Source organism: Alkalimonas collagenimarina (assembly GCF_030717845.1).
GTDB lineage: Bacteria > Pseudomonadota > Gammaproteobacteria > Enterobacterales > Alteromonadaceae > Alkalimonas > Alkalimonas collagenimarina.
Window position 1 is genome coordinate 25973 of sequence record NZ_JAUZVZ010000002.1, and the last position, 19471, is coordinate 45443.

19 protein-coding genes and 1 riboswitch are annotated in these 19471 nt (G+C 47.7%); of the genes, 13 read left to right on the forward strand and 6 right to left on the reverse strand.

Annotated elements, in window-relative coordinates; all coding sequences use genetic code 11:
• Nucleotides 1–36: 36 nt before the first annotated feature.
• A complete protein-coding gene (locus Q3O60_RS01370; RefSeq protein WP_305892111.1) occupies nucleotides 37–657 on the forward strand; it encodes a transglycosylase SLT domain-containing protein in 621 nt (206 codons plus the stop codon).
• Nucleotides 658–698: 41 nt separating this feature from the next.
• On the opposite strand, the gene Q3O60_RS01375 is transcribed toward Q3O60_RS01370, so the two are convergent.
• Together Q3O60_RS01375 and Q3O60_RS01380 are read right to left on the reverse strand one after the other, a co-directional pair.
• Entirely contained in the window at nucleotides 699–1976 is a 1278-nt protein-coding gene (locus Q3O60_RS01375) for an HlyC/CorC family transporter (RefSeq protein WP_305892112.1), read from the reverse strand.
• Between the two features lie 69 nt (nucleotides 1977–2045).
• Nucleotides 2046–2858: a cytochrome C assembly family protein gene (locus Q3O60_RS01380; RefSeq protein WP_305892113.1), complete on the reverse strand. Its 813-nt coding sequence runs from the start codon at nucleotides 2856–2858 to the stop codon at nucleotides 2046–2048.
• Nucleotides 2859–3025: 167 nt separating this feature from the next.
• Between Q3O60_RS01380 and ffh the strand changes: the two genes are divergently transcribed.
• The 8 genes from ffh to tyrA all read left to right on the forward strand — a co-directional run bounded on the left by ffh (nucleotide 3026) and on the right by tyrA (nucleotide 9633).
• Nucleotides 3026–4393, forward strand: a complete 1368-nt coding sequence (ffh, locus tag Q3O60_RS01385) for a signal recognition particle protein (RefSeq protein ID WP_305892114.1) — start codon at nucleotides 3026–3028, stop codon at nucleotides 4391–4393.
• Between the two features lie 112 nt (nucleotides 4394–4505).
• Complete coding sequence (gene rpsP / locus Q3O60_RS01390) at nucleotides 4506–4757, forward strand: 30S ribosomal protein S16 (RefSeq protein WP_305892115.1); 252 nt, start codon at nucleotides 4506–4508, stop codon at nucleotides 4755–4757.
• 27 nt (nucleotides 4758–4784) lie between these two features.
• On the forward strand, nucleotides 4785–5312 hold the full coding sequence (gene rimM / locus Q3O60_RS01395; protein WP_305892116.1) for a ribosome maturation factor RimM: 528 nt from the start codon (nucleotides 4785–4787) through the stop codon (nucleotides 5310–5312).
• Entirely contained in the window at nucleotides 5312–6088 is a 777-nt protein-coding gene (gene trmD, locus Q3O60_RS01400) for a tRNA (guanosine(37)-N1)-methyltransferase TrmD (RefSeq protein WP_305892117.1), read from the forward strand. Before rimM ends, trmD begins: the two co-directional genes overlap by 1 nt.
• Nucleotides 6089–6110: 22 nt before the next feature.
• Nucleotides 6111–6470, forward strand: coding sequence for a 50S ribosomal protein L19 (gene rplS, locus Q3O60_RS01405; protein ID WP_305892118.1), 360 nt, complete (start codon nucleotides 6111–6113; stop codon nucleotides 6468–6470).
• A 116-nt stretch (nucleotides 6471–6586) separates the two neighbouring features.
• Nucleotides 6587–7180: a DNA-J related domain-containing protein gene (locus Q3O60_RS01410; RefSeq protein ID WP_305892119.1), complete on the forward strand. Its 594-nt coding sequence runs from the start codon at nucleotides 6587–6589 to the stop codon at nucleotides 7178–7180.
• A 267-nt stretch (nucleotides 7181–7447) separates the two neighbouring features.
• The gene (locus Q3O60_RS01415; protein WP_305892120.1) at nucleotides 7448–8506 is read left to right on the forward strand and encodes a 3-deoxy-7-phosphoheptulonate synthase; all 1059 of its coding nucleotides are present in this window, start codon (nucleotides 7448–7450) and stop codon (nucleotides 8504–8506) included.
• The gene (gene tyrA, locus Q3O60_RS01420) at nucleotides 8503–9633 is read left to right on the forward strand and encodes a bifunctional chorismate mutase/prephenate dehydrogenase (protein ID WP_305892121.1); all 1131 of its coding nucleotides are present in this window, start codon (nucleotides 8503–8505) and stop codon (nucleotides 9631–9633) included. Before Q3O60_RS01415 ends, tyrA begins: the two co-directional genes overlap by 4 nt.
• Before the next feature lie 17 nt (nucleotides 9634–9650).
• On the opposite strand, the gene Q3O60_RS01425 is transcribed toward tyrA, so the two are convergent.
• Entirely contained in the window at nucleotides 9651–10565 is a 915-nt protein-coding gene (locus tag Q3O60_RS01425) for an LOG family protein (protein ID WP_305892122.1), read from the reverse strand.
• A 158-nt stretch (nucleotides 10566–10723) separates the two neighbouring features.
• On the opposite strand from Q3O60_RS01425, the gene Q3O60_RS01430 reads away from it, so the two are divergent.
• From Q3O60_RS01430 to Q3O60_RS01440, 3 genes are all read left to right on the forward strand, one after another.
• Nucleotides 10724–12331 (forward strand): Na/Pi cotransporter family protein, encoded by a 1608-nt coding sequence (locus Q3O60_RS01430; protein ID WP_305892123.1) that lies wholly within the window; start codon nucleotides 10724–10726, stop codon nucleotides 12329–12331.
• Nucleotides 12321–13727, forward strand: a complete 1407-nt coding sequence (locus tag Q3O60_RS01435) for an MBL fold metallo-hydrolase (protein ID WP_305892124.1) — start codon at nucleotides 12321–12323, stop codon at nucleotides 13725–13727. Before Q3O60_RS01430 ends, Q3O60_RS01435 begins: the two co-directional genes overlap by 11 nt.
• A gap of 82 nt (nucleotides 13728–13809) precedes the next feature.
• Nucleotides 13810–13900: riboswitch (cyclic di-GMP riboswitch) on the forward strand.
• 128 nt (nucleotides 13901–14028) lie between these two features.
• Nucleotides 14029–14400 carry a DUF3718 domain-containing protein gene (locus Q3O60_RS01440; protein ID WP_305892125.1) on the forward strand — a complete coding sequence of 124 codons (372 nt, stop codon included), beginning with the start codon at nucleotides 14029–14031 and terminating at the stop codon, nucleotides 14398–14400.
• 67 nt (nucleotides 14401–14467) lie between these two features.
• Here Q3O60_RS01440 and Q3O60_RS01445 read toward each other — a convergent pair whose 3' ends face one another.
• Together Q3O60_RS01445 and Q3O60_RS01450 are read right to left on the reverse strand one after the other, a co-directional pair.
• Entirely contained in the window at nucleotides 14468–15616 is a 1149-nt protein-coding gene (locus Q3O60_RS01445) for a chorismate mutase (protein WP_305892126.1), read from the reverse strand.
• Between the two features lie 175 nt (nucleotides 15617–15791).
• Complete coding sequence (locus tag Q3O60_RS01450; protein ID WP_305892127.1) at nucleotides 15792–18149, reverse strand: penicillin acylase family protein; 2358 nt, start codon at nucleotides 18147–18149, stop codon at nucleotides 15792–15794.
• Between the two features lie 53 nt (nucleotides 18150–18202).
• Here Q3O60_RS01450 and Q3O60_RS01455 point away from each other — a divergent pair, with 53 nt between their 5' ends.
• Complete coding sequence (locus Q3O60_RS01455; RefSeq protein WP_305892128.1) at nucleotides 18203–18859, forward strand: cytochrome b/b6 domain-containing protein; 657 nt, start codon at nucleotides 18203–18205, stop codon at nucleotides 18857–18859.
• A gap of 52 nt (nucleotides 18860–18911) precedes the next feature.
• Here Q3O60_RS01455 and Q3O60_RS01460 read toward each other — a convergent pair whose 3' ends face one another.
• On the reverse strand, nucleotides 18912–19373 hold the full coding sequence (locus Q3O60_RS01460) for a c-type cytochrome (protein ID WP_305892129.1): 462 nt from the start codon (nucleotides 19371–19373) through the stop codon (nucleotides 18912–18914).
• Between the last annotated feature and the right edge of the window lie 98 nt (nucleotides 19374–19471).

The following is a 19471-nucleotide window of genomic DNA, read 5'->3' on the forward strand; positions in this document are numbered from 1 at the left end:
CAGATTAGAAGCTATTGGATGATGAAAGTTCACACCATGAAAAAAATATTTGTAATGAGTTCGGCTGCAGCGGTGATGTTAGTGCTTTCCGGTTGCAGTACTCCACCGCCACAAAATAGTAGTAATATCTGTGATATTTTCAAAGAGCATCGCTCCTGGTACCGGGCAGCGGCAAACACCCGTGATAAATGGGGAGTACCCATCCATGTGCCGATGAGCATGATGTTTCAGGAGAGTAGCTTCCGTCACAATGCTCGTCCTCCGATGCGCTATTTCCTTGGTTTTATTCCTTATGGTCGCGCTAGTTCTGCTTATGGGTACTCACAGGCAAAAACGGAAACCTGGGCGGATTATCAACGTGAGACCAACCGTCGTTTTGCCAGCCGGAGTAATTTTGCTGATGCCATTGATTTTATGGGTTGGTATATGGATAAGACACATCGGATTAATGGGGTATCCAAGTGGGATGCGTACAACCAGTATCTTAATTATCACGATGGCTGGGGAGGGTATCAGCGTGGAACCTATCGCAGCAAAACCTGGTTGATATCGGTAGCTCGCCGGGTGGATGATCGAGCTAAAATGTATGCAACCCAGCTGAGTAGCTGTGAAAAAGAGCTGCAGCGTGGTTGGTTCCGGCGCTTAATCGGTTTTTAAGCGACTGGTATCGTCTTACTGTCAGTCGAGATAGCGTCGTATCAGTGATCGCGACGCTTCTTCATATGAGGCAAGATGCGGATGGTTTTAATCATATTGTCTTGCACCTCAACAATTTCGAGATGGTAGCCCGCCAGTTTGAGGCTGAGGCAGCCTTGCGGGATCTCTTCTAAATACTCCAGCACCAGACCATTCAATGTCTTTGGCCCATCGGTTGGGAATTTGAGTTGCATTTCACGGTTGAGATCGCGCAGGTTGATACCCCCTTCGATCAGAAAGCTGCCGTCAGGCTGAGCAATGATTTCTTCATGTTTGTCATCAACAATGTCAGTGGTGAAGTCACCGACCACCTCTTCCAGGATATCTTCCAATGTCACCAGCCCCTGAATATCACCATATTCATCCACTACCAGACCGATGCGCTCTTTTGAGGCTTGAAACTTCAGCAATTGAGTACTGAGCGGTGTGCCTTCGGGAATAAAGTAAATATCCCGTACCGAACGAAGTAGGCTGGCCTTGGTTAATTGCTTTTTCAGCAAAGGGCGTACTAAGTCTCGCGTATTTAAAAAGCCTAATGCGTCATCGATGGTATCGCGATACAGCAGCAAACGACTATGTGGCGAGTTGGCCAGTTGCCGAACCAGCTGCTTCCAGTCGTCATTGACATCAAGGCCATTGATTTCGTTACGTGGGATCATAATATCCTCTACCGTGGCATGCTCCAAATCGAGCACACCAACCAGCATATTCTGGTGTTGCTCCGGGATCATTGCTCCGGCCTCATGCACCACAGTACGCAGCTCTTCTGAACTTAAACTATGGCCTTTGTGTTGCTCGGCACTCACCCCTAACAGCCGTAAGAGGTTATTGGTGATTTGATTGATCAGCCAGACCAAAGGGTAAAGTATTTTGAGTAAAGGCTTTAATAACGCTGAGCTTGGAAAGGCTATCCGCTCCGGATGCAAGGCGGCAATCGTTTTTGGCGTGACCTCAGCAAAAATCAGGATCACCAGTGTGAGTACAACGGTCGCCAACAAAATACCAACATCACCAAACAAACGCATACCAATAATGGTGGCAACTGCAGAGGCAGCAATATTCACTAGGTTATTGCCAATGAGGATCAAACCAATCAACCGGTCAGGACGCTTCAGAAGCTGAGTGACCCGGATTGCGCCTTTATTATTTTCATTGGCTTGATGTTTCAGGCGATACGGGTTCACAGACATCATACCGGTTTCAGAGCCGGAGAAGTATGCGGAGATGAAGATAAGTACGCCAAGAATTACAAATAAAGTACTGGTGGAAATCGCGTCCAAAAGTGGGTTACCTATATGGCCTGAAAGCTAAGAATGGATAGTATGGACCTTTGCTTTTCACAAGTAAAATCATCCGACCACTCCGGCGATAAGAAACTCCCGCACAAAGCGGCTACCAAAATACGCTAGGGTCAGCACGATGCTACCTATTAAGGTCAGCGTGATAGCAATCTTTCCACGCCAGCCTAAGCGGGCATGGCCCCAACTCAAAACGGCAAAAAGCAGAAAGGCCATAAGGCTCAGCACATTCTTATGCAGGTTTTGTTTCGCAAACCAATCCGCAGTGAAGAGCGCGCCACTGAGTAAGGTTAAACCCAATAACAAGGTTCCAATGAGTAGTAATCGAAATTGCAGCACTTCAGCCTGCATTAAAGGCGGCAAATAGGAGGGCATGGTTAGCATTGCTTTATGTTTGAGCTTATAGCTGATGTAACTGACTTGTACGCTATACAAAGTCGCTAGAATTAAAATGACGTAGGCGATAAAGGCAATCAGGATATGCAATAACAGCACGGGGTTATGTTCAACATTCACCATCTGTGAGCCCTGAGGCAATAGCATACTTGCTAATTGCACTAAGGCGGCACAGCCATAAACCACGGGTAACAGTAAAATCAGGGGCGAGCGCAGTGCGGTCAGAGTGACAGCGACGGTAATGAGCCAACTCACCAATGAGCTGACATTGAGCAGGCTAAAGTTCTGTCCTTCAGCGGTAAACAAAGCTGCTGATAGTACTATTGCATGCAGCAATAAACCCAGACAAGCTGCACTAAAGGTGAACTTTAACTGGGGGCCTGCTGGATGGAACAGGCGACTTAATACAGCCCCGGCTGCTAGCGCATAGGCAAGCATGGATAATAGAGGCAGCAACAGCGTGTACATGCAAAACTTTCCCTGAATTACAGTCAGATAGCCATTGTATTGCAAGTCGCCAGTGAATACCAATGCCTTTACCAGGGTATGTACTTGGTACTGCGTGCCTTGGGTGGCTGACTGTATGAAGTGAGTCAGGTATACTAGGAGTAATGTGATGATTCAAGGTAGTGACTATGTTTGAAAATTTGTCTGATCGCCTGACCAAAACACTGAAAAACATCAGTGGTCGGGGTCGTCTGACCGAAGATAATGTGAAAGAGACCTTGCGTGAAGTCCGAATGGCTTTGCTGGAAGCAGATGTTGCTTTACCGGTGGTGCGTGACTTTGTCAGTCAAGTAAAAGAGAAAGCCGTAGGTCTTGAAGTCAGCAAAAGCCTGACACCTGGACAAGAATTTATCAAGATTGTCCGTAAAGCGCTGGAAGAAGCAATGGGGCAGGCTAATGAGGAGTTGGCCTTAAATGCTCAGCCGCCCGCTGTGGTGCTGATGGCCGGTTTACAAGGGGCGGGTAAAACCACTTCAGTCGCCAAGTTGGCTCGCTATTTAACGCAGCGTAAAAAGAAGAAAGTACTGGTAGTTAGCGCTGATGTCTATCGCCCTGCAGCGATTAAACAGTTAGAAACTTTGGCGATGGAGGTGGGCGTAGAGTGCTTCCCGAGCGATATCTCGCAGCAACCAGTGGATATCGTCAATCATGCTATTGCCCATGCCCGGACCAGAATGTTCGATGTTTTGCTGGTGGATACTGCTGGTCGTTTGCATGTCGATGACAGCATGATGGCAGAGATCCAAGCGCTGCATGCGGCGGTAAAGCCGATTGAAACGCTGTTCGTGGTCGATGCTATGACGGGACAAGATGCGGCCAATACGGCTAAAGCATTTAATGATGCCTTGCCGTTAACCGGTGTTATTTTAACTAAAGCCGATGGTGATGCCCGCGGTGGTGCTGCTTTATCCATTCGTCATATTACGGGTAAGCCCATCAAGTTTATTGGTATGGGCGAGAAAGTTGATGCGCTGGAGCCCTTTCACCCTGATCGCATTGCGTCGCGTATCTTGGGTATGGGCGATGTACTGAGTCTGATTGAAGATATCGAGCAAAAAGTCGATAAAGACAAAGCGGCTAAAGTCGCGCAGAAGATGATGAAAGGCAAAGGCTTCAGTCTGGAAGACTTTCGTGATCAATTAAGTCAGATGCGCAACATGGGCGGCATGATGTCGATGATGGATAAGCTACCCGGCATGAAAAACTTACCTGCCGGCGCGGCCAGTCAGATGGATGACAAGCAGTTTGTCCGAATGGAGGCTATTATTAACTCGATGACACCAAAAGAGCGGCAATTCCCCGACTTGATCAAGGGCTCGCGGAAAAAGCGCATCGCGGCAGGCTCTGGTAATCAGGTGCAAGAAGTCAATAAGCTGTTGAAGCAGTTCAGTCAAATGCAAAAGATGATGAAGCAGATGTCTGGGAAAGGTGGCTTATCCAAGATGATGCGTAGCATGGGCGGCAAGTTACCACCTGGTATGTTGCCCCCCCGATAAGCCGCGAAACTCCTTGCAATTGGGATGAAAATCCGTACAATGCACCAGCCCTCCGAACCGTCGGAGGTGTTGTTGTTTTTTTAAAACCTGAACGATAATTTTAGAGGACGGTATGGTAACTATTCGTTTACAACGTGGTGGCGCGAAAAAGCGTCCTTTTTACCAAGTTGTGGTTGCGGACAGCCGTTTTTCCCGTGATGGCCGTTTTATTGAGCGTATTGGTTTCTTTAACCCAATCGCCACCGGCACGGAAGAAAAACTGCGTCTGGACCTGGAGCGCGTGAACCACTGGGTTGCACAAGGTGCATCTTTGAGTGAGCGTGTGACTAACTTGGTAAAAACCGCTAAAAAAGCAGCTGCTTAATTTAGCGTTGTCTGTGGAGTTGTCGGCTTGAGTGAGAAAGATTTCATCGTTCTTGGCAAGTTTGGTGCTGTTTACGGCATCAATGGCTGGCTAAAACTGAACAGCTACACGGATATCCCGGAAGGGATTTTTGATTACACACCCTGGTTCGTTAATTTTCAGGGTAACTGGCAACCAATGCAGGTATCCAGCTGGAAACGCCATAGTAATGGTTTGATTGCCAAGCTGGAGGGTATTGCTGATCGTGATCTGGCACAGCGTTATGTCAATGCTGAGATCGCAGTGCAACCAGAGGTGTTACCGCCGCTTGCGGAAGGTGATTACTACTGGAAAGACCTGATGGGTCTGGCTGTGGTCAATGAAGCAGGCTATCACCTGGGTGAAGTGACTGATTTGATGGAGACTGGCTCCAACGATGTTTTAGTCGTGAAAGCCAATCGAACCGATGCATTTGGTAAGAAAGAACGGTTGTTGCCGTACTTAGCCGATACAGTGGTTAAGCACGTTGATTTAACCGAGCGTCGTATTCTTGTCGACTGGGATCCAGCGTTTTAATGCCGGAACAACACAAGCTTTGGGTTGGAGTGGTTTCACTGTTTCCCGAAATGTTTCAGGCCATTACAAACTTTGGTGTCACTGGGCGCGCAGTAAAGCAAGGGGTAGTTCAGCTGCAATGTTGGAATCCGCGGGATTATGCCACGGATAAGCATCGCACGGTGGATGACCGGCCTTACGGCGGCGGACCAGGTATGTTGATGATGGTACAGCCACTCACCGATGCTATTCGTGCTGCAAAACAGGCAGCCGATGGTCCGGTACACACGGTTTACCTGTCGCCGCAAGGTCGTAGGTTAGATCAGCAAGGTGTAACAGAGTTGGCAAAGCACGCACGGCTACTTTTAGTCGCTGGCCGTTACGAAGGGATTGACGAGCGCGTAATCGAAACTGAAATTGACGAAGAATGGTCAATTGGTGATTACGTGTTAAGTGGGGGCGAGTTGCCAGCTATGACATTGATCGATGCAGTGTCGCGATTGGTACCCGGCGTGTTAGGACATGATTTATCGGCAGAGCAAGATTCATTTGCTTCCGGTTTACTGGATTGTCCGCACTATACCCGACCAGAAGTGTTATCAGAGAAAGAGGTGCCTTCAGTGCTGCTGAGTGGTCACCACGATAATATCAGACGCTGGCGTTTGAAACAGGCCCTTGGTAGGACCTGGTTACGACGGCCAGATATGTTAAATTCCCTGGCTCTGACTGAGGAGCAACGAAAACTACTGGCAGAGTTCCAACAGGAACACCAGACGTTGCAGCGGCAAGACAGTTAATTCCAGGTATAGAGAGATTGTTATGAGCAAAGTTAGCCAAAACATCATCAAAGAACTTGAGCAAGAGCAACTGAAACAAGATGTTCCTGCATTCGCCCCGGGTGATACCGTGGTTGTTCAGGTGAAAGTAAAAGAAGGTGAAAAAACGCGTCTTCAGGCCTATGAAGGTGTCGTGATTGCTAAGCGCAACCGTGGCCTGCACTCTTCATTCACAGTACGTAAAGTATCCAGTGGTGAAGGTGTTGAGCGTGTATTCCAGACGCACAGCCCGATGATTGATAGCATCACTGTTAAGCGTCGCGGTGCGGTACGTCGTGCCAAACTGTACTACTTACGCGATCGTTCAGGTAAATCAGCGCGTATCCGCGAAAAGCTTAACTAAGATTGTTTTAGCAAAGCAATGCAAAAAGGCTGGCCTTATGGGCCAGCCTTTTTTGTATCCATTCACTCTTATCATTTTAACTTGTAAACTGCTTGCTGCTTTGGCATGGTAGTTCTATGCAATGTCCACTCCCCGAACCTCAGCTTCGCTTATTGCGTGGTCAGCTTGAAGCCATTGTACTGCAAAGTAACGAGGTACAAACCGAGCAATCCTTATTGCAAAAACTAGGGTTGCATCTAACCTCGGCACCATCCGACCCTCAGCTGGCTTTGTTTCAGCGGCACTTTATTGTGCAGCATTTATTGTATCAGCTACAGCTGCAATGGGCTGAACAGCAGTTTGCCTGGCTGGAGATTGGTCTGGCTAAAGTGCAGTTGCATACCTACCAGGCTCAGCAACCAACTGAGTATGATCAGGGCCGGGCCGGTTATTACCTGGATTGGCAGCACTTTTATCAGATGAGCTCGGCTACCTTAGAGCAACAGCTGGATGATTTTTGGCGTTATGTGCAGCGACCTGCCGAGGCTGATCCTCTTTCGCTGCAACAAGCCTGTCAGGTGCTACAACTAAGCTGGCCTTGTTCTCTATTACAGCTGAAGCGGCAGTATCGTAGTTTAGCCTTGCAATACCATCCTGATCGTGGCGGTGACGGAGAGCAGTTTTTGCAGGTACGACAGGCTTATCAGCGCTTACGGACAGAGTTTCGTTAAATCACTGACATTGATTGTGTTCTCTTTACTTCTGTTTGTACACTTATTTATACGTTTTTCATTCTCCCATGATTTGGTTTTCCCCTTTGTTTTATTGGCTTTCATGGGTTGACCTGACACCGGATGGCAAGTACTATGCTTTAATTGTAATTAATTTAGTACGAAATGTACTCTTAAGTTTACGGTTGTCTGGCGCTGGTGTAATACGACAGCATGACTCCAGCTTCTACCTTACACTTAAGGGTGCTTCACAATCAGGAGTTTTCCATGACCACCCGCGTTGATGATCTGCGCATTGCTGCAGAAAAACCATTAAGCCCACCTATTGTTTTAAAACAAGCACTGCCGTTATCTGAGCAAGGCGCTGAATTTGTCCAGCAAGCAAGGCAAACCATTGCCGATATTATTCATGGTCGTGATCCCCGTTTACTGGTGATCACCGGGCCATGTTCCATTCATGATCCCGTTTCTGCTATCGAGTACGCCGAGCGATTAAAGCAGTTGCAACAGCAATACAGCGACAGCTTGTACATCGTAATGCGGGTGTATTTTGAAAAACCACGTACCACAGTGGGTTGGAAAGGATTTATTAACGATCCGCATCTGAATGATTCATTTGATTTGGAAACTGGCCTGACTTGGGGGCGTGAATTGCTATTGAAACTGGTTGATATGGAATTACCGACTGCGACTGAAGCATTGGATCCTATCAGTCCACAATATATGTCCGATTTAATCAGTTGGGCTGCGATTGGTGCTCGTACTGTAGAGTCACAAACGCACCGGGAAATGGCCAGTGGCTTATCCATGCCTGTTGGTTTTAAAAATGGTACTGATGGCAATTTAGGGATCGCTTTGAATGCTCTGCAATCGGCGGCGAGCCCACATCGTTTTATCGGTATGAATCAACGTGGTGAAGTGGCGTTGGTGGAAACCGAAGGCAATCCTGATGGCCATATTATCTTGCGTGGCGGCAAAAAGCCGAACTATGATGTAGCCAGCATTGCAGAGGCGGTAACTGCGTTAAATAAACTTGATTTAGCGACTGCAATCGTAGTGGATTGCAGCCATGGTAACTCGAATAAAGATCACAACCGTCAGGGCGCTGTTGCTACGGATGTCATTGCTCAGCGTCAGGCAGGTAATGCTGCCATTATTGGTATTATGCTGGAAAGTCACTTGCATGCGGGCCGACAAGATCTGATTGATGGTAAAGCTGAAAAATATGGCGTATCGGTTACCGATGCCTGCATTGATTGGGACACAACCGCTGAATTGTTAGCCCGTTGCCATCAGCAAATGCAGGCGCTGGTTGCTGCGGCATGAGTCAGACCCCGGAACAAGCACTAACACCACTGCGTCAGCAAATTGATGCATTAGACAGTGAACTGGTGCAGTTGCTGGCCAAACGTGCAGCAGTAACGGCTGAAGTAGGTCGGATCAAACAGCAGTTTGGTTTACCGGTTTATATGCCAGAGCGTGAGCAGTCTTTGTTAAAAGCCCGGCGTCAGCAAGCTGAGCTCAATCAGGTCTCACCTGAGCTGGTGGAAGATGTACTTCGCCGTATTATGCGTGAGTCGTATCAAACGCAAGAAACTGGCTTTGTTTGCAGTCGCTCTGGCGGTGGCAAAGTCGTCGTCGTCGGGGGGGCTGGTGCGCTAGGACGTCGGTTTGTCAGTTTGTTTCAACGTTCTGGTTATCAGGTTGAAGTGATAGAAAGTGCCGACTGGGCTCGGGCAAGGCAGATATGTGCTGATGCTGTCTTGGTATTGATGGCTACGCCTATCACCCTGACCTGTCAATTGATACAACAACTACCGCCATTACCGGATGATTGTATTTTAGCAGACTTGACCAGTATCAAAGCCAAGCCATTGGCATGCATGCTGGCACAGCACCAAGGTCCGGTGATCGGTTTGCACCCGATGTTTGGACCGGATGTAACCCACCTGGTCAAGCAAGTCATTGTTGTTTGTCCGGGGCGGGCTTCTGAGCAATGTGATTGGTTAGTGAATCAGCTGTCGATATGGGGAGCCGAGCTTACCGAGCAAAGTGCAGACGTGCATGATGAGCGTATGCAGCTAATCCAGGGAATGCGTCATTTTACTTCCCTGGTGTATGGTGTGCACTTGGCTGAAGAGCAGGCTGATCTGACAGAGTTGCTGCGATTGAGTTCACCCATCTATCGATTAGAGCTTGCGATGATAGGGCGCTTGTTTGCTCAGAACGCTGAGCTGTATGCTGATATCATGTTGTCCTCGGTACAAACAGCAGAGCTGCTGCAACGATATCTACAGCGCTTTCAGCAGGTATTGCAACAGGTACAACAGCACGATAAAGCAGCGTTAATGGCTGAATTTAATAAAGGCCAGCAGTTTTTTGGTACACTAGCGGAACAGTTTTTAGGCGAAAGTCGGCAACTTCTGCAAAAAGCCACCGATGGTAAGGGATAGTCAACAAGCTCTGTTCGCTAGGTAGCCCCTAAATCGTAAAAATCATAAATGACCTGCCAAGCGTGCTCAGGTGAGTCGACAAAGGTGATCAACTCCAAATCGCTGGCGCTGATCACGCCAGTTTCGACCAACATGTCAAAGTTAATCAGTCGACGCCAGAATTGTTCGTCATACAGGATGACCGGTACGGCTTCCGCTTTGCGGGTTTGCAATAAGGTCAAGGTTTCAAATAACTCATCTAAGGTGCCAAAACCACCAGGAAAAGCAACCAAAGCGCGGGCACGCTGCAAGAAGTGCATTTTCCGAATGGCAAAGTAGTGAAATTGAAAACAAAACTCTGGTGTAATGTAAGGGTTGGGGTGTTGCTCTCTTGGCAGCACAATATTCAACCCAATGCTTTTGCCACCCGCCTGCATGGCTCCACGATTGGCTGCTTCCATAATCCCCGGACCACCGCCACTGATAATCATTAATGAACAATTCGGATTCAACTCACTATGGGTCGTCACTTGATGGGCAAACTGTTGTGATGCCTGATAATAACGACTATTCGTTAGATCGCGCTTCGCAGTTTGCAACTGCTTTTGATGGAAAGGATCGTCTGGCTCTGCTGTGAGTGCTGCTTCAGCTTGCTCTAACGCAGCATTAGCATCTTCTGGTGCCAAAAAGCGAGCACTACCAAACACCACAATGGTTGCTTTCACTTGATGTTGTTCCAGTACCAGTTGAGGCTTCAGATACTCCAGTTGTAGCCGGACATGGCGTAACTCATCCTGCATAAGAAACTCATGATCAGCAAAGGCTAACCGATAGGAGGCATGATCTTGCAAGGTATTAATGGCTTCAACTGAGTTTTGAGCTGAGTTGAGATGGCGCCGATACAGTTGACTTTGTTCACCATGGGTGGATTTGTTGTGATTGGATTTTGACATCTGTACTCCAGACTAAAAGCGACAAGGCTATTTCAGCCTAAGCATAAGTTATCATCAAGCGAACGTCATCTTGTTTGATATAGGCTAAGCTTAGGTGAATAGTAATCCTGTATAAATAGATGAAATAAAATAGTATTTATGGAGTTGATGACAAGCTGATGATCACTGACCTCTTTATGGCGCTGGGCGCACTTGGCCTTATTCTGCTGGGCATGGACTGGATGACACAGGGGCTGAAGCTGGCTGCGGGGCCAGGGCTGGTGCAAGGATTGCAGCGTTTTACCGGCTCGCCATTATCTGCAGTGGCGATAGGAACCGCTGCGACTGTCGCGGTTCAGTCTTCCAGCGCAGTGACCGTGACTATCATCGGTTTTGTCAACGCTAATATCCTTTCGTTACGTAATGCCGCTTATGTCATTTATGGCAGCAATGTCGGGACTTCATTTACCGGGTGGTTTGTCGCCTTGGTTGGTCTGCAATTTAAAATTGATGCACTGGCATTGCCTGTGATTGGTATCGGTATTGTAGCGAAAACCTTCGTCAACAAAGCTTTGTGGCAGGGTATCGGGCAGGGGATTGCAGGTTTTGGCTTATTGTTTTTGGGCATTGGCTTTTTAAAAACCAGTTTTGATGCTGTATTTCTTGATATCGAATTTGATGCATTGGCGCAACTAGGGATTATGGGGCTGCTGTTAGCCGTTCTTATTGGTGCCGTGTTAAGTACGCTCATGCAAGCTTCAGCTGCGGTAATTGCTTTAGTGATTACTGCGGTAGCCACCGGGGCACTGCCGCTGACGCTGGGTGCTGCTTTTGTGATAGGAGCCAATCTGGGCACCACTTCAACGGCTTTGCTTTCAACGCTGGCTGCTACAGCTAAAGCGAAACGCCTTGCCTGGTTACATCTCATTTTTAATGTACTGACTGGCGTTGTGGCTCTGCTGATCTTGCAGCCATTACTCTGGCTAATTGTCTGGTTGCAGCAGTACTGGTTTGACAGTAGCCATGCCGCTTTCAGCCTGGCTTTATTTCATACCTTGTTTAATGTGTTGGGTGTGTTACTGATGTGGCCTATTACTGGTCGGCTGGTGATTTGGCTTAATCAAAAGTTTCGTGGTCAGGCTATGCTGCAATTAACCGTATTGGATCGATCCAGCCTTGCCTTGCCGGCCCTTGCCCTGAAAACACTAAGCATGGAGCAACAGCGCGTATTGCAAGGGTTTTGCCAGTTGATGGCGCAGATGATCAAGCAACCTATCGACCAAAATAATCTGGATGAACTAAAGCAACTGCAACGCGATATTGCCAGTTTTGCAGGGCAGTTGGGACAGCAGGCATTAAGCTCCGAAGAGTCGAAAGCTTTACAGCATGTCACGCAAAGCCAATTGCGCCTTGAAATGCTCTTTCAAATGGTGCCGCAGCTTGAAAAGCAAGTATCAGACAGTCCCGCTGCTTTTCAGAGCTCAGCCACTTTTTGGCAGCAGCTCGCTCAATTGCAGTTACCTGAAGAGGCGGAGCAAATTGCGCGTCTGTACCGAGACATTAGCCGTTCCAGACTCGAATTAAAACAACAGCTGCATATTATGGTGATGACGGATCGTTTGAGTCATGATGATGGCGGTAGACAGTTATTGCAATTGGCCGAGCTACGTCGCTTTCATCATCAACTGACCAAAGCAATGTACAGCATTGCATCAGTGCAACAGTTATACAGCCAAGCTCATACAGAGCAAACTACTATCTTATCGGAGGTTACCAATGCCCATTAATGCTCAGTTAACTTTTATTGGGGGGGCTGGGCAGGTTACCGGTTCCTGCTATTTGCTTGAACTCAATGGCAAAAAAGTTTTGCTCGATTGTGGCATGGTGCAAGGACGTGATCAGATCCGCGAGTGGCATAAGTTTCGCTTTCAATTTAAACCAAAAGACATTGATGCCGTGATTTTATCGCATGCCCATATTGATCACAGTGGCTTATTGCCCTTGCTGGTTGCTAAAGGCTTTCAAGGCAAAATTTATTGCACTAAAGGGACTGCTGAACTGTTGCCAGTGCTATTGAAAGATTCCGTATTTTTGTATTTAAAGGATCTCGAGTGGCAAAACCGAAAGGCTGCGCGAGCGGGCAAGAAACAGCATGATCCAGTGATGCAAATCATCGATGCTGAGCGGGTGTCGGCTCTGTGCGAAGCAACCACTTACAACAAGCGTATTCATCCCCTACCGGGTTTGGAGCTGGAGTTTAGCGATGCGGGTCATATTCTAGGATCTGCTATTGTTCAGCTTTGGTTGAAAGGGCAGCAAGGCATGCGTCATCTGGTATTTTCAGGTGATTTAGGGAACCCGGCGACGGTGCTGATGAATGATCCTGCTCAGATTTCGTCGGCAGATATCGTGTTGATGGAAAGTACCTATGGCGATCGTAATCATAAGGTTTTAGAGGATACCGTGAATGAATTTTCCGCTGCGCTTGATGAAGCTTATGAATCCGGTGGTAACGTATTTATTCCTGCGTTTGCGCTTGGGCGCTCCCAGGAGATACTGTATTATTTAGGTGTGTTGTATCATCAAGGTAAGTTGAAGCAAAAAATCGTTTTCCTCGATAGTCCAATGGCAATTGCCATTACTGAAGTATACAACCGACACTTCCATAGCTTTGACCAAGACGACACCAGAATGATGAAAAAAAAGCAAGTCAATGATTTGGCTTCATTTCTACCGATTCTGAAGTTATCAGAATCGGCTGAAGACTCTATGGCGATCAATCGTTTTAAACAAGGAGCCATCATTATTGCAGGCAGTGGCATGTGCAATGGTGGTCGTATTGTGCATCACTTCAAACACAACCTTTGGAAAAACTCGAATCATCTTATTTTTGTTGGTTTTCAGGCGCAAGGCACACTCGGACGACGGTTAGTTGATGGTGAGCAGCGTATTAAACTGTTCGGTCAAGATATCATGGTCAAAGCGAAGGTACATACTATCGGTGGCTTTTCGGCCCATGCTGGTCAAAGCGAGTTGCTGCAATGGGCTCAAGCGATCGGTGGTCACCCTCAGTTTTATCTGGTGCACGGTGAACCTAAGGCGCAAGAGGTGTTGCAATCATTGATGCAACAGCAAGGTTGTGCTGTGGCAATTGCTGAGCAAGGACAGACTATCCCGCTGTAGTGATGCGATAGTTGTCATGGTGTAACGGATAAAATGCAACAAAATAGCTTGCGAAGTTATTTTGCATTGTATAAAATACACTCACTTCGAAAGGCACGACATCCGAAAGGGTGCTCACGCAAAGCCTCAGATCTAAAGGAAACTTTGTTTCCCATGATAGCTGGGCTGCCATTGAGCTTCTTCCTGAACTCAATGTGAACTGCAACAGCAGTAGTCTGATAGACCTTTCGCAAGCACGACCTAGCATATCATTCACTGACGAATGTATTCTGACTATGTACTATTGTTTTGGAGCCAGAAAATGAAATTGAAATTTGTAGCTTTAGCGTCTGTTCTTGCCGCCACTGGTGTTTTTAGTTCACAAGCCTCTGCTGATCAGCAGCTGGCTGAATCTATTTGTTCCTATGTTGCTGCCGATAGCCGCAACAACTTGCGTAAAACGCTGAGCGATCACCGCCTGCGTCTGCGTAACGTTTACGACGGCATTTTATGCGATGGCCTGCCACTGGTACGTCATGCAATCCGCCACAGTGCTAATGACACTGCTGACTTTATTATTAAGCAATTACCAGGTAGCCAGGTAGCTGCTTCAGGTGATATCGAGTGGGCCGAAAGCAATGGCTTCTCAGGTTCACCGGTGATTGATGCTATTCGTACTCGCGCGAACAGCTAATTTTATACACGGTTTACCTCCCTGTTGTTTTTGAAGGCGCCTTAATGGCGCCTTCTTTTTTATGGCTTTAGCTGACTTGAGTAGGCTCAATGTCTTCGCTTGGGTAACAACCCAATACTTTAATAAACTTGGTAATGCGGTTTAACTCTTCCAAAGCTCTGGTCATGGCGTAGTCATTCAGGTTGGCAAAGACATCGACATAAAACATTTCTTCCCAAGGGTTGCCAGGAATGGGGCGTGATTCTAACTTGGCCATACTAATGCCATGCTGTTTTAAAATAGTCAGTGCATCGACCAGCGCCCCCGGTTGCTGACCGGTAAACATGATAAAGGTGGTCTTGGCAGGAATGGCTTTGGCAACAGTCACCGCTTTGCGAGCCACGACAATAAAGCGACTGACGTTGTCTCGTTGATTGGCTAAATCGCTAGCGAGCACCTGTAAGCCATATATTTTTCCACCAGCCTCACCACCAATAGCAACGATGGTAGGATCATTTTTTTGCTGGACACGTTGGAAGGCATCGGATGAGCTATCACAGTATTCAACTTTGACGTTGGATAACCCGAGCAGAAATTGGCTACATTGAGCGATAACCTGAGGGTGAGCACAGATTTGACGGATCTGATTGAGATTGGTTCCTGCCAGACCTAGCACACAGTGATCAATCGGGTGAGTGAGCTCACCAACAATGGATAGGCGAGTATGTTGTAAGATATCATACACTTCATTGATACTGCCGGAAGAGGTGTTTTCAATAGGTAACACGGCATAGTCTGCATGGCCTGTTTCCACTGACTTCACGATGTCGTTAAAACTATCGCAACCGATATCCACTATCTGCTCTGCTCGGCGGGTAAAGTATTTATGGGTAGCCCAATAACTGTAAGACCCCTGGCCGCCCAAATAAGCCACTTTCACACTTGGGCCCTGCATTCCCTTCAGCTCGCCTTGCAGCTTGGCTTGTTGTTGCAGTACCGAGTCTTCAATAATGACATGAAAAAGGCGGGTCACATAGTGGGCATCTAACTCCAGTGGTTTACCTGCCTCAATCAGCCGCAGCAGCAATTCTTCTTCACGCTTTTGATCTCGAATGGCTTTATTTTGATTCAGCTTGGCATCCGCTACAGCCAATGCTAGCTTGCGGCGTTTGGATAGCAACTCCAGCAGTTGTTGATCGGTTTGCTGAATATGTTCTCTTACTTCATTTAGTTCCATGGGTTGCACGTCCTCATTAAAAGCTGGCAAAAAAAAACCTCCCGACAGGGAGGTTTTAGTGTTCACGCGCCCGCGACTCACTACCTCCCGAATAGGGTGGTAAAGAGAGTAAAAAAGAAGCGGATGGCGATATATCTGTTCATAGAAATACTTTTATCAGTCTGGATGGCTAAAGTCAATGTTTAGGCAGTAGCTGCAAGCTATATTTTACTGGCCCTGGTAAAAAGGGCAGTGGCTGCTCTTGCAGCCAAAAATCATGATCAGCTCGATAAAAGGGGGAAAGTGGATGACCTGATTGTCCGGTCGGGATGGTTAAAATGCCGTACTTTTCATGCCCGGGCGCGACCACCATGCGCTGTGACTGACCAAAGCCAGGCCGTTGCACGCGCGGCATATGGCTATCGCCAGCCAAATCGCTGCTGGGCATATTTAATCGCTCTCCAAGCCATGGAATGGCGGATGCTAACGGATGCAGGATACGAGCCTGATTGAGCCTGCCCCAGTTTTGTTGTGATAAAGGACCATAGCGCTGCGTAAGCTCAGCCTGACTTTGCAGTATGGCTTGCTCAAACAGCACAGACCAGCTATCGAATGCCTCTGGCAAGGTATCTGGACGTTGCTGTTGAATCATGGCCCAGCCCGCGGTTGCCAGTGGGTACTTTAGATCCCAGCTTCTTAAACCTCGTTGTTCCAGATAACTTGAGAGAGGAGCGAACAATAACTCCAATGTTTTTTGCCGAAAGGCTCGAACCAGCGTGTAACCGACCGCATCGATTGCTGCATAATCACTGCTTTCAAACACGGCCGTTTGGTAGGCATGCAATTGATGCTGTTGCACAAAATCATCATCGAGGTGGTGTAGCAATAATTGTTGCCAAGGCGCCAGCATCAAGGCTTGGTGATCTAGCTGGATGGCATGTAAATCCTGTTCATTAAATTGTTCTTTGGCAAACAGGCGTTGTTTAATTTGCCAGTTACGGGCCCCTAAATCGTAGCCACCATTACCAAGCAACGCGTAGTAGTCGCCACCCACTACCCGGGCATTTGCCGACCATAACCGATGTTCTGGTGGATTCACCACGTTTGGATACTGCTCGGCGGTTAAATAGCCATGCCATTGATTCTGTGGTTGGCTCCAGTCTTGTGGTTTGTCCCAATTTTGCAAGGTATGTTCAGGGATGGGGCCCATGATGGTCCATCCCAATTGCCCTGATTTATCGGCGACCAGAAGGTTTTGCGCAGGGATCCCAGCTAAAGGAGCGATAGCCATGGCTTGTTGCACCGTGGTTGCCTGCTCCAACCGGACTAGCTCCATGTTATTGGCTTGAATATCGTAACCAACCCAACGCAATGCATAAGAATGGTTCTGGGTTGCAGCGCCGGTCATTACTGGTCCCCAGATTGTTTCTTTCACTCTGATCACGGTGGCAGGCTGACCTTTGACCTCGATGATCTCTTCATATCCATCAAAATCTTGCCAACCAGCCGGGGTTTTATACTGGGATTTTGAATCATCCAGTTGCAAACGGATCACATCATGCCAGTCAGCAGTACTATTCGTAAAACCCCAAGCAATATGCCCATTGGAACCAACAACGATGGCTGGAGCACCCGGCAAACTTAGCCCAGTGACTTTATGCTCGCCGCTGCCAGATGACCAGTTTAGCTGAGTTTTAAACCAAGTGCCCGGAACCCGGATCCCCAAATGCATGTCATCGGCTAGCATCGCTGAACCATGTAAGGTTAGGGCACCACCAACCGCAAAATTATTACTGCCAATATCAACACTGTCTTTGATAGTACAGTCGAGGCACGCTGTCTTTATTGCTTTCAGTACATCGGGGTAGAGAGACTCAGGCATTGGTACGGCGGCTTTGTTTGAACCATCAATAGCTGCATGGTACTCGGAGGCATACTGTTGTAAAAAAGCCATCCAGTCAGCGGGAATGGCCTCTGCCAAAGCAGCCATCGCCAGCTCGTCTTTACCCAGTGAGCTTTGTAAGTCGAGATACATGCTGTATATGGTGAGTAATGAGTCTTCCTCACGCCAAAGCTCAGGCTGAGCACGCAGTATCATGTATTCAAACGGGCGAACGGTCAGGCTTTGTAAGCCATCATTCACGCCACGACTATAGGCTGTTAGCAGTTGCAACTGCTCTAACGATAACTGTGCCAGTGCCTGTTCTGCCCGGTAACGAAAGCGATGCTGGCGTAATTGCAAATCAGCACTAAGTGCCCGCTTGCCAAATAAGGCTGCAAGTTCTCCCGCTGCATTGCGGCGTAATAAATCCATTTGAAAAAAGCGCTCTTGCGCATGCACAAACCCCAAAGCATAAGCAGCGTCAGGCCGATTGCCAGCATGAATTTGTGCATAGCCTTGAGCATCTCGTTGAATGGATACGGGATCAGATACGGCAACCTGAACACTGCCTTGATAAAGGGGTAAGCTGGCCCTGAGTAGACCATAGAGGCTTATTGCGACTACACCGGCCACAATAAGCAGACCAGCCAAGATCCATTTCAACCAACGCATATGCTAAACTCTTTGACATAAATCAGAAGGTTAGCATAAATCAGGAGCAATGCATGACAACACTCAAAAAAGTCTGGGATCCAGCCGTGCGTTTTTTCCATTGGAGCCAATTGCTGTTGCTAATTGGCCTTTGGTACACCGGCTCTGAAGGGTTAATGGATTGGCACCAGTTGTTGGCTTACACCTTGGCTTCGGTGCTGGTCGCAAGGTTGCTATGGGGATTTTACGGTAGTCGCAGTGCTCGTTTTAGTGAGTTTGCCGCATCTCCAAAACGGGCCTGGCATTATTTCCGTCAGCCGACTCCGGTGATGGGACATAATCCGGCATCGTCATATATGATCTTTGCTTTGCTGCTATTGGTTAGTCTGCAGTTGATTTCCGGCTTGATGACCACGGATCATATTTTTACCGACGGTCCTTTAGTGCGTTATGTACCTAGCGATGTGGTGTCATTGGCAACGCGTTGGCACAAATTGGGTATTGATCTCATTATCATTGCTTCTTTGGTCCACATTGCTGCTGCTATATGGCATAGCTGGCGCCATCATAACGTGATCATGGGGATGCTGCATGGCAAGCTATCGGAGGTCGAATCATCAACGGTGAAACCGCTGAAGTCGAGTTGGAGTTACTTTGTCTTGGTTGGGGTGTTTATGCTGTTTTTTTATTGGTGGCAGGGCGCTGATTTGATTAGGATGCTCAGCTACTGACTGATACTTCAAAGGGGCCGACAGGGCCCCTTTGTATTCAACAAACGCTGGATTAATCCGCTCGATAGTTATCGTGGCAAGCTTTGCAGTTATTGGCAAACTCACGAAAAGCGCCTTGGATTTGGCGACGGTCACCGGCTTGGGCGGCCTCATGCAGTGCAGCAGCATCAGCAGCAAATTTATCGCCCCGGCTATTAAAGTCATCCAGGTTTTGCCACAGCGCCGTTTTCACTTTGCCACTAGCATGGTCTGCTCCCGGAATATTAAAAGCCTCCCAAGGCAATTGAGTTAATGCGGCTAAAGCTTCTGCCCGGCGTTGCACTCGCTCTAAGTCGTAGGGCACATTGCCACGGAACATATCGTTGATATCGACCAAGTTAAATCGAATGGTTTGAAATGCAGCTTGTCGGTAGCTAACAGCGTCCTCACCGTCTACAAAGGCATTGGCAGCTGCTTGCCCACTAAATAGACTAGCTGAGCAGAGTAGAGCTATAGTTAATGCTATTTTTTTCATGATCATTCCTGGTTGCTTGTCCTGCATTCATACTAAGGGACTTGCAGTAAAATGTGTAGTATCTTATGTTTGATAAGACTATAAACACTGCTTTTTTG